The following is a 10,695-nucleotide window of genomic DNA, read 5'->3' as shown; positions in this document are numbered from 1 at the left end:
TGTTGAAAACATTATAGGCTTTGATCATTTGCATGGCGTTTGAGCGCATTCCATAACCGTAAGAGGTAATCGCTTTATAGAGATAATTATTGAGCTGAGCTGAGCTTGGGATAGATCCCCGTTTTTCGTACGGTAGGTCAATGCCGCTAAAATGGGTAAAGCCAAACCGTTTGAGCCCTTCTGTAAACTCTTCTCCATTGAGTTTTTGCGCCAATTGGGCAATTCCGATATTGGAAGAGTGGACGATGACATCCTCTGCGCTGATCATATGAAAGGCATGCTCATCCACAATCGTTTTTCGTCCCATCGTAAAGCGTCCGTTATGGCCGTTAACCATATCGTACGGGTTGATAAGTCCACGGTCAAGCAAGAGAGAAAAGATAATGGGTTTTACAACCGATCCCGGTTCAAAGCTGTATTCAATGGCATTGGTATTTAACGAAGGGTAATCGGCGGTACGGATATGGCTAGGATCAAAACGATTTGAGCTTGCCAGAGCAATAATTTTACCGGTTTTTGAATCCATAACCGTTGCGATAATCTCATCGGCTTTGAGCTGCTCTTTGATACGGTCGGTAACTGCTTCGACTCGCGCTTGGAGGGTAATGGGAATATTGAGTTTGACGGTGAGGCCGTTGATTTGGCGTTTGACATCACTTTGCTTGTTCAAAATCAGATAGCCGTTAACGTCACGCAGGGCTTTTTGGGTTCGGTTTTGTTGAGGGTTCAACTCTTCATCGAAAAATTTTTCTAACCCTTTGATTCCGTATACTCGTGTGTATCCATCTTCTTCCATCTTACGCGGGTAACCTAAGAGGGGAGTAAGAAGATTGCCGTAAGGATAGCTACGTGCTTCACCGCTTTCGATAATATTGAGTCCTTGTAAAATACGGTCGCCATTTGGAGTTTCGTATTCGATGAAAACCCCGAGACGGCGCAGCTCGAACGATAGAGTTTTGAGGTACATAGCCTCTTTTGGACTGATATGGTAGCTAAGGGTAACGGAGCCTTTTCGGGTATGGAGACGTTGGCGGATTTCATTAGGCTCGATTGCGCTGTAGATACTGAAAAGCTGAATAAAAAGCTCCTCTTTATCGGGATCGATGTTACGGGTGTTGACGACCGCTTTGTAGAGTTTTTGGGTTGTAGCAATGTTGAAGCCATCTGCACTGATGATTGAGCCGCGTTGTGCTTTTGCGGTATCTTCGGAAAAAATAGAGGGGATATCCCTATCGTGAAGCGCGGTATAAAGCATCACCGTTAAAAAGATGATGAAACCGAGCATCAGAACGAGGAAAAGGGCAAGTATCTTTTTTGATTTATTAGAATGGCGCATGAATTAAGGCTAAATCACATTTGCGTTCGGGTAATTTCTTTGTACGCATTTAGAGCTTTATTTCGTACTTCGAGCATCAGTTTCATACTGATTTCAGCTTTATCGATGGCAATTGCCGCTTGATGGAGGTCTTTGACACTTCCGGTTGCGATATCGCTCATGGCTTTCTCTCCGTCAACCTGCATCTGATTGACGTTACCGAGAGCATTTTTAAGCTCTTGTGCGAAATCAGTACTGTTGCTCTCGACTGGATTGCCGCTTTTGTTTGCGAGTAAGTCGGCGGTTGAGAGAGATTTGATTGATTGAATATTGGGCATTAAGGTCTATCCTTCTTTATGCTTGTAAAATACTGATGGCGCTGGACGCCATATTTTTTGCGCTTTCAAACGCGGCTACGTTCGCTTGGTATGATCGTGTTGCTTCGACTAAATCGGCCATTTCGATGACAGGATTAATATTGGGATAGGCAACATACCCATTTGCATCCGCATCAGGATGTGAAGGGTCATATTTCATTTTTGGTGATGCATCATCACGGGTGATCTTATCCACGATAACACTCATAATGGCTGGGTTTGGTTTTAGCCCTGATAACCCCTCTTTGAGCGGGTCGCTGTAGCCAAGGGCTGTGGTTTCATTCTCTAATGCTTGATTGTAGGCTTTGTTAAAATCAATGGCTTTAAAGACAACTTCTTGACGACGGTAGGGGCCGCCTTCATCGGTACGGGTGGTTTGGGCATTGGCAATGTTGGAACTGATGGTATTGACACGGACGCGTTGAGCCGATAATCCGTATCCGCTGATATCAAAACTATTTAAAAATGCCATTTTTTATCCTTACGAAGTTTTGCCACTAGCATCAATGACGCTTCTGAAAATAGCGGAATCTTTTTTGAGTGCGGCAGTGAGCGCATTGAACATCGTTGAATTTTTTGCCATTTCAGTCGTTTCGACATCCAAATCGACACTGTTTCCATCGTTTCTCGCCATATGACCGTCTCGAAAGAAGGTGGTTGGTTTGGAAGAAGAGGCAGTGTCAGCGCCTGATAGATGTGAACCATCGGTACGACTCATGGATAACGTTTGTCCTTTATCCGCGAAAAGCGAAGCACTTTTTTGCTCTAAAACTTCTTCAAATCGGATATCTCTGGGACGATAAAAAGGGGTATCGGCATTGGCAATATTTCCGGCAATCATGTCTTGGCGTGCAGCGCGATAATTCATCGAACTTTCCATCAAATCATGTGCTCGTGAAATTTTGATACCCATTTGATCCCCTTTCTTTGTGATGTTTGTATACCAAAGCAAAAAACATTCCAAACTCTTTTATCGAACTCTAGACTAAAGAACGATATAATCCTAGAAATTATACATTATAAGCGCAAAAATGCCTGATAAAAAATTATTTCTTTTAACGACTGCATTGATTACGATAGGGGTTATTTGCTCCTATACCCTTTCAGCTTATACGGTCATTTTATTTGAGTACAACGATTTTCATTTCGTTTTACGTGAATTGGCCGTTGCTATTATCTCTATTTTGTTTATGTGGTCTTTGGCGCAGCTCGATCCTGACGTGTGGCTCCATCGCTTGGGTCTCACCTTATTTTTCGGGGGGATGCTTTTGATGATCATAATGCCTTTTCTCCCCGCATCTTTGGTTAGTGAAGTGGGAGGAGCAAAGCGGTGGATCAAACTGTTTGGGTTTTCACTTGCTCCGGTAGAATTTTTTAAAATCGGATTTGTCTACTTTTTGGCATGGAGCTTTTCCCGCAAACTCGGTCATCATGGAAATATGGGGGTTTTAGAAGAATTTAAGCGGGTAGCTCCGTATGCCGCTATTTTTATTTTAGCCATGTTTTTAATCGCAATTTTACAAAATGACTTGGGGCAGGTTGTCGTTTTGGCATTGACTCTAGCGGTCATGCTCTTTTTTGCCGGGAGCAGTTTCCGGTTTTTTATGACCTTGATTGTCGGTTCATTGATTGCATTTATCTTTTTGATTGTTACGTCTCAACACCGAATTGATCGTATTTTGTCATGGTGGGCAACGGCCCAAAATACGATTTTGGCGATTTTCCCTGAATCGATAGCTCAGCATTTACGAATTGAAAACGGGGAAGAAGCGTACCAAATCGGACATTCTCTCAATGCCATTCATAATGGAGGGATATTCGGTACCGGTCTTGGCGGCGGTACGTTTAAGCTCGGATTTTTGAGTGAGGTGCATACCGACTTTGTCCTCGCGGGGATTGCGGAAGAATTCGGATTTATCGGAGTCGTTTTTGTTACCTTTTTATTTATTGCACTTTTACACCGCCTTTTTAAAATAGCCAACCGTTCCCATAACGATACGGCTTATCTCTTTAGCCTCGGAGTCGGCTTGTTAATCACTTTTGCCTTTATGGTCAATGCGTACGGTATCAGTGGATTAACGCCGATTAAAGGGATTTCGGTACCGTTTTTGAGTTACGGGGGATCGGCGATGATGGCTTCTTCGGTTGCCATCGGGATGGTGCTGATGCTCTCTAAAAAAATAGAATACAAATCGGGTGATAAAAAATGAATATTATCTTTACGGGCGGGGGGACAGGCGGACATTTGGTTATTGCTTTATCGCTTGCTGAGGCGGCTAAAGCTAGAGGTCATCGTGTCGTCTTTATCGGTTCGACTTCAGGTCAGGATCGTCAATGGTTTGGTGAGAGTACCCTTTTTGAAGCAACCCATTTTTTAGAGACAACGGGGGTTGTCAATAAACGCGGTTTTGCTAAACTGGGGGCATTGTGGAAAATCCTCAAAGCGGTGGCAGCGTCAAAAGAAGTGATAGCCGATTTTAACGCCGATGCAGTCGTCAGTGTCGGCGGTTTTTCGGCGGCACCGGCGGCATTGGCTGCCTTGCTTACCAAAACACCTCTCTATATTCATGAACAAAACGCCGTTACCGGTAAATTGAACCGATTGCTCCGAGGGTATGCCAAAGGGTTTTACAGCTCGTATGAAGAGGGTGAAAATCATTGCGATTATCCGGTCAATGAACGTTATTTTCAAAATGCGCGTATTCGTGACAGCATTAAAACGGTTATTTTCCTCGGAGGCTCTCAGGGAGCGAAGTTCATTAATGATTTAGCCCTTGAGATAGCACCATGGCTGGATCATGGTGCTATGCATATTATCCATCAATGCGGAATCAAAGAAGAAGAACGTGTCCGAGCCGCCTATCATGCGTTGGGGATTAATGCGGAAGTGTATGGGTTTACCAACCAAATTGTTGAACTGATCGGGCGGAGTGATTTTGCGGTAAGCAGGTCGGGGGCAAGTACCCTATGGGAGTTATGTGCTTCGAATGTCCCTGCATTTTATATCCCTTATCCGAGTGCGGCAGGGGATCACCAATACCATAATGCCCGTTATATCATTGATCATAATGCAGGGTGGTGTGAGCGTCAACAGGATGGTTTGGTATTTAAACTTCAAGCAGCGATTAACTCTGACATACGCTCTAAAAGTGAAACCTTGGGTCAATTGATCCACCCTAACGGGGCAGAAAATATTATCCAAAAGATTGAAGAAGGTCTTTAAATATTGGTTATTTTATGAATAATCCATAGCCCGAATGCGAGGATAATCGTACTCATTATAGCGACGCTGATGGTTCCGGTTTCAAGTTCCATTGTTTATCCTGCGATATCGACCATTGACCACATCGGTAAAAAGATCCCGAGTGCCAATAGTAGCACAAATCCGGCGATTGCGGCAATCAAAATCGGCTCGATTAAAGTAGCAACATTATCGACAATATAGTCATAACGGTTATTATACACCCGATTTACTTTACCCAGCATTTTTCCCAATGATCCGCTGCTCTCTCCCGCTTTGATCATTTGCAGTATCATCCCCTCGAATTGTCCGCTTTCATTAAAACCCTGGGCTAAGGAGCGGCCATCCTCGATGGCAACAGGGATTTTCCGAAGTTCTTGTTTGATATAGGTGTTATCCACGACACCCATAGCAATTTCGAGTGCATCGATCATCGGAATTCCCGCATCGGTGAGGACGTTGAACAGATAGATAAAACGTCCGATCATCGCATAATAGGTTACTTTGCCGACAATGTAAATCCGAAGAAAATATTGATCGGTTTTAAGGCGGAGTTTTGGGTTCCTGGCATATGCCATACTAAACGATACGGATAAAGAGATGGCTCCTACCATGATATAGGGGCCATAAGTTGTGATTGCGTGTTCAGTCCATAAGAGGAGCTTGGTCGGGAAGGGGAGCTCCATCCCCGATTGTTCAAAAAAAGATTGAAATTGGGGAACCACGAAGGTAATCACTACGGTAAAAGCGATACTCATCGCTACAATGATAAAGAGAGGATACCTTGTTGCTTTTTTGAGCTTCTGGCGATTATCGAATATTTGCTGCAAGATGGCGGAGAGTTTGGTAATGGCATTGCTGAGAGTTCCGGTTTGCTCTCCGAGTTCAAACATCGACAATGATAAACTTCCCAGCTGTTTTTGATAATTGACGACAGATTTACTGAGGCTGAGTCCGCTTTCGATATCTTGAAGTACGGTGGTAAAAATAGCTTTGAGCATCGGGTCTTGGGTATCGTTGATACTTTCCGCCAGACAGGTATTGATCGGCATCCCTGCATCGAGCATTGTAGAGAGTTGATCCAAAAAGGTGATGTAGGCTTCATCTTTGACCCGTCGGTTTTGGATCGGATTGGTAAAACGTTTTTTAAAACGGTCGAATTTCATCGAGAAAGGTTCAGATATCTCTTTGACTTCGACGGGTACACCGAGAGATTTATCACGGAATTTTCTGAGTGCTTCAGCTTTATGGGCTGCTTCAAATGTTGTGGAAAATTTTCGTTTCCCTTGTTTGTATCGCACCCGAAAAAATTTCATTTACAGCTCTTTTGTGACACGGAGAATCTCTTCGAGGGTGGTGATACCGCGTAGTGTTTTGCTGAGTCCATCAATGACCATCGGTTCAAATCCTTCATTCTCTTGGGCATAACGGGAAATTTCGTATTTGGATGCTTCATCGGCAACCATTTTGGCAATGGTTTCATTGACCATCAAAATTTCAGAGATCAAAATCCGCCCGGAATAACCGGTATTATTGCATTTCGGACACCCTTTTCCGGCATAAAATTTTGCATCTTCGCTAATCCAGCGCTCGACACGGCGGAGAAGATTTTTGTGCGGTTTAATCTCCATTTTACATTCATTACAGATTTTACGTACCAATCGCTGTGCAACGATTCCGACCAGTGAATCGGCAATAAGATAGCTTTGTAATCCCATCTGAACCATCCGTCCAATCGCACTTGGCGCATCGTTGGTATGAAGTGTTGAGAAAACAAGGTGACCCGTCAATGACGCTTGTGCTGCGGAATTAAGGGTTTCAAAATCGCGAATCTCCCCTACGAGGATGATATCAGGGTCTTGTCGTAAAAAGGATTTTAGCGCTTCGAGGAAACTAAAGCCTACCCGCTCATTGACTTGAACCTGTTGTACCAGAGGAAGTTGATACTCGATAGGATCTTCGATTGTGAGAACTTTATTTTCGATACTTTTTACTTCATTGAGTGCCGCATAAAGGGTGGTCGTTTTACCGCTTCCGGTCGGGCCTGTGATGAGGACAATACCGAATGGTGCGTGGATGATTTCATTGAACTTCTCTAGATTTTTATTTTCAAATCCAAGTTCATGAAGTTTAAGAAGAATCTTTTGTTGATCCAAAATCCTCATAACGATTGATTCCCCGAACAAGGTTGGGGTACTGGAGAGACGGAAATCGTATTTTCCCCCCGCAACATCGAGGCTAAAGCGACCGTCTTGGGCTTTCCGTCGTTCAGAAATGTCGAGATTTCCCAAAAGTTTAATGCGTGAATTAAGCGCCGTATAAATATCCAAATCAAAGACGAAAGTCTCTTGTAAGATTCCATCGACACGTGCTCGCACCGACATGGAACGCAGCTCCGGTTCGATATGGATGTCACTGGCTCGTCGCAAAACTGCATCTTTAATGATAAGATTGATGAGCTGCATAACGGCACTGGCATCACCATCGACCCCTTTGGACCCTTCATTATTAATCTCTTTTTTAACTTCTGCGGCGATACTCTGAGTTTTTTTGATGATTTCAAGACGTTGAAAAATATGAGCAATGTCTTCGCTCAGCGATAAAAAAACCTTGATTGGTTTGGTCGCGATATTACGCTCCAGCGCTTCGAGAGCATCGAAGTTTAACGGATCGGAGGTGGCGATATAGACGTAATCCTCATCTTCTTTAAACGGGATTGCTTTGGCGGCTGTGAGCAAAGAGATGGAAAATTTGGCGAGAGATTGGAAATCGATCTTTTCACCGAAGAGGTCGACAAAATCGATTTTGAGTTGTTTAGAGAGGAGCAGGGCCATCTCTTTATGCGATACCATCCCCTCATCAACGAGAACTTCCCCCAGTTTTTTGCTGTAACCGGACTCTTTTTGCTGTTGGAGGGCATGCTCGAGCTGATCAGCGCTAATAAGCCCCTCGGAAATGAGCAAATCTCCCAATCGTACTTGTTGTCGGATCATCCTCTTCCCCTTAGTTTGTGCTGTTTAGTTTCCACGTCCGAACCAGTTCGGAAGCAGTTTTAGAATCTTTGTAGTTGAGATAGAGTTCCAAGATATTGATCGCTTCACTCTTTCGCCCTTGTGCGTAGTACGATTTCGCGTATAAAAGCCATGCTTCTTCGGCTTCACGATTGAGTTGATTCGCTTTTTTAGCCCAAATGGCGGAATCAACAAAATTTTCCTGAGTGTAAAATTCACGGGCGATGATCAATGCGGTTTCGTATTTCGGATTGGATCGATATGCGGTGATAAAATCGGCCGTAGTGTTTTGGGTAGAGGTCTGAACACTGAATAAACGATTGCCGGAGAGATTTTTAGCCGGTGCGGCAATGGGGGCAGCGGGTGGTGCAACCGGTATCGGAATCTCATTGGTTATAGGGGCCATTGAAGTTGGTATGGCACTTAATTTTGGGATATTTTGCTCTGAAATCGCAATACGTTCAGGATTGTATTTATAAGCGGTTGGTGATGAGAATCCCAAGGATTTAAAATACTCGATCGCATGCGGTAACGATGCACGATCATAAATATCAATATAACGTAAAGTATAAAATCCGTTGATGGCGTAAATTGCCAAACTGGGCAGATATTTGGATGGAATTTTATGACGCGATGCATTAATATCGGCGAAGGATTTACTGGAGGTAAGTTGAACGATAAACGCACGTGTTTTCGAAGTATCTCGCATCGGCAGCGAATATACAACTGTTAGTGGTGCCTGAAGCTGTTGTACAGCAGGTGTTGATGGTGTTGCCGGAATATATTGGCTTTTAGGGACAATCGGAGGCAATTTTTTCGGTGTTTCGGGCTGTGATAACATCGTCCATTGGATATAGAGGGCAGCCATTGCAATGAGGAAGAGGATAGCTCCGGTAATAAACATCGAGAGCCGAATCATCCGGCGGCGGCGTAATTTGCTGCAGCGCTCTACAAGGTTGTCAAAATTATTAATCATCAAGAAGCTCCGCATCCATTGCCGCCATGGTTAGGGTACATTTTGAGGGGCGAAGGTATTTGGTTTTACCGTTTACGTTGGTGTAGTGAAGAAGATGAAACAGGTGGTAAAACAGTTTTTTAAAATTTCGAAAATTTCCATTGCTGATTTGATGCGCTTGTTTGAGCATTTTAGGGGGAATCTCTTCGATAATCTCGGAAAATCCAATGCGCATTAATTCTCGATGAAGATAGTTTTTCCCTTCGACGAGGGTGAGCGGTATGAGTTCGATCACTTTGTGCGGGCGGCTTTTAAAATGGGGAGCACGCAAAATGGCCTCACCTTCAGTTTTGTGCATTGCCAGCATAAACCAGAATGCTTTCGAATCGGCAAGAATACGGATAAATTCTCTCATCTCGGTACTTAGGAGTTGTGCTTCGTCAATCATAATGACATGATCATTTGAAGCATAAAGTTCTATCGCTTGCGTGCGGAGTTGTTCGATATTTTCACCATAGGGTTCTATCCCTTTGTGCCGAATCAGTTGATAAAGGAGATTAAGAGGGGTGATAAACGGGGTCTCGATCAAGATAACATGGCGTTGATCTGCCATCTGTTCGTACAAAAAATTGAGAAGAAAGGTTTTCCCGCTTCCCGGTTCGCCGATCAAAAAAATGAGTTGACGAGAGGTTCCGCTTAAAATAGTGTGGATTTTTTCAATCGCCCCAAGGGCACTTTGCATCTCAAAATAATCGCGACTGTCGCGTCGCTCTTCGAACTGATCTGCCGCTTCAAGCCATTTTGACATCTTAGTTGAACCGCTTTAAAATGGCATCATCAATGGATGGAAAAACATCTTGCTTGATCAAGGTTGGGGTGATCAGGATAAAGAGTTCGCTTTTACGGACGGTATCGGTATCGTTATTAAATAAGCGGCCGAATAATGGGACATCCCCTATCACTGGAACTTTCGTATTGTCTTTAGATATTTTTTTCTCAATGAGTCCACCGATAAGTACTTTTTGGGCGTCTTTCACTTTGACGATCGAGGTCATCTGTTTAACACGGGTATCCGGCGGCATTGTTCGTTGGGCTTGTGTCGTTGTTCCGGTGGTCGAAGTGTTAGAATTAAGTTCAGACTCATTTAAGAGTTCACTGGTGATAGGGTTAATTCGCATAATGATGTAGCCATCTTCCGTTACTTCAGGAATAATATTAAGTGTAAGCCCAACGAAAACGGAGCCGAGGGTGTTGGTCGTTGTAGCGGAAGTTTGGGTATCAGATGAGGCAATCGAGCCATTTTGATAAAGATAGCTGAGCTGTTGCCCGACGTTGATTACTGCAGGCTGATTGCTCAGGGTTAGAATTTTAGGGTTGGATAAAACTTCAACATCGCCGTATGTTTTAAGAAAGTTAATCAATCCGGCAGGATTGAAATCGATACCAAACTTATAAATTGGATTGGCAGTACCGACAACATTCGTGTAGGCATTGGAATAGCTTCCGGTTAATGCTAGACTGAACTCACTCCAGTTTACTCCGATAGAGCTGTAGTCGTTGTAGGTGAGTTCGATGAGGTGCGCTTCGAGCATCACTTGCGAATGCATGCGAGATTCAAGTTTATTGAGATAGCGTTTTACTCCGTCGATTTGTCGCTTGGTTCCGGTGATGGTGACAACGGCGGCATCACGATTTACGAGAGTTTTATTGATCGCTTCGTTGTACTCTTCATCGACTTGCAAAATTTGCTGAATATGATTTTGAAGCTGATCCCAAAAAGTAAATGTCGAAATAGC

At 43.7% G+C, this 10,695-nt stretch carries 10 protein-coding genes and 1 pseudogene; 2 read left to right on the top strand and 9 right to left on the bottom strand.

The window, feature by feature from the left end; genetic code table 11:
• The 4 genes from A3G19_RS11825 to flgB form a co-directional block, all read right to left on the bottom strand.
• On the bottom strand, positions 1-1,336 hold a 1,336-nt coding region (locus tag A3G19_RS11825; protein WP_294873067.1), incomplete at its 3' end, for a penicillin-binding transpeptidase domain-containing protein.
• A 14-nt stretch (positions 1,337-1,350) separates the two neighbouring features.
• Positions 1,351-1,653 carry a flagellar hook-basal body complex protein FliE gene (gene fliE, locus A3G19_RS11820; protein WP_294873065.1) on the bottom strand — a complete coding sequence of 101 codons (303 nt, stop codon included), beginning with the start codon at positions 1,651-1,653 and terminating at the stop codon, positions 1,351-1,353.
• Between the two features lie 16 nt (positions 1,654-1,669).
• A complete protein-coding gene (gene flgC, locus A3G19_RS11815; protein ID WP_015654554.1) occupies positions 1,670-2,164 on the bottom strand; it encodes a flagellar basal body rod protein FlgC in 495 nt (164 codons plus the stop codon).
• Positions 2,165-2,173: 9 nt separating this feature from the next.
• Positions 2,174-2,605 carry a flagellar basal body rod protein FlgB gene (gene flgB / locus A3G19_RS11810; RefSeq protein WP_015654553.1) on the bottom strand — a complete coding sequence of 144 codons (432 nt, stop codon included), beginning with the start codon at positions 2,603-2,605 and terminating at the stop codon, positions 2,174-2,176.
• A 118-nt stretch (positions 2,606-2,723) separates the two neighbouring features.
• Between flgB and A3G19_RS11805 the strand changes: the two genes are divergently transcribed.
• Positions 2,724-3,902: an FtsW/RodA/SpoVE family cell cycle protein gene (locus A3G19_RS11805; protein ID WP_015654552.1), complete on the top strand. Its 1,179-nt coding sequence runs from the start codon at positions 2,724-2,726 to the stop codon at positions 3,900-3,902.
• Positions 3,899-4,915, top strand: a complete 1,017-nt coding sequence (murG, locus tag A3G19_RS11800; protein WP_015654551.1) for an undecaprenyldiphospho-muramoylpentapeptide beta-N-acetylglucosaminyltransferase — start codon at positions 3,899-3,901, stop codon at positions 4,913-4,915. The genes A3G19_RS11805 and murG overlap by 4 nt, the downstream gene beginning before the upstream one ends.
• A 95-nt stretch (positions 4,916-5,010) precedes the next feature.
• Here the strand turns inward: murG and A3G19_RS11795 are convergent, their stop codons facing one another.
• The 5 genes and pseudogenes from A3G19_RS11795 to A3G19_RS11775 all read right to left on the bottom strand — a co-directional run.
• Positions 5,011-6,249: a type II secretion system F family protein gene (locus A3G19_RS11795; RefSeq protein ID WP_015654550.1), complete on the bottom strand. Its 1,239-nt coding sequence runs from the start codon at positions 6,247-6,249 to the stop codon at positions 5,011-5,013.
• On the bottom strand, positions 6,250-7,926 hold the full coding sequence (locus A3G19_RS11790; RefSeq protein WP_015654549.1) for a GspE/PulE family protein: 1,677 nt from the start codon (positions 7,924-7,926) through the stop codon (positions 6,250-6,252).
• 10 nt (positions 7,927-7,936) lie between these two features.
• The gene (locus A3G19_RS11785; RefSeq protein ID WP_051013667.1) at positions 7,937-8,920 is read right to left on the bottom strand and encodes a tetratricopeptide repeat protein; all 984 of its coding nucleotides are present in this window, start codon (positions 8,918-8,920) and stop codon (positions 7,937-7,939) included.
• Positions 8,913-9,707, bottom strand: a complete 795-nt coding sequence (locus A3G19_RS11780; protein WP_015654548.1) for an ATP-binding protein — start codon at positions 9,705-9,707, stop codon at positions 8,913-8,915. The genes A3G19_RS11785 and A3G19_RS11780 overlap by 8 nt, the downstream gene beginning before the upstream one ends.
• Before the next feature lies 1 nt (position 9,708).
• Positions 9,709-10,695, bottom strand: a pseudogene (locus tag A3G19_RS11775) (hypothetical protein); the annotation flags it as partial.

The organism is Sulfuricurvum sp. RIFCSPLOWO2_12_FULL_43_24, assembly GCF_001829605.1.
In the GTDB taxonomy this organism is placed as follows: Bacteria; Campylobacterota; Campylobacteria; order Campylobacterales; family Sulfurimonadaceae; genus Sulfuricurvum.
This window is presented reverse-complemented; position numbering and strand designations above follow the sequence as displayed.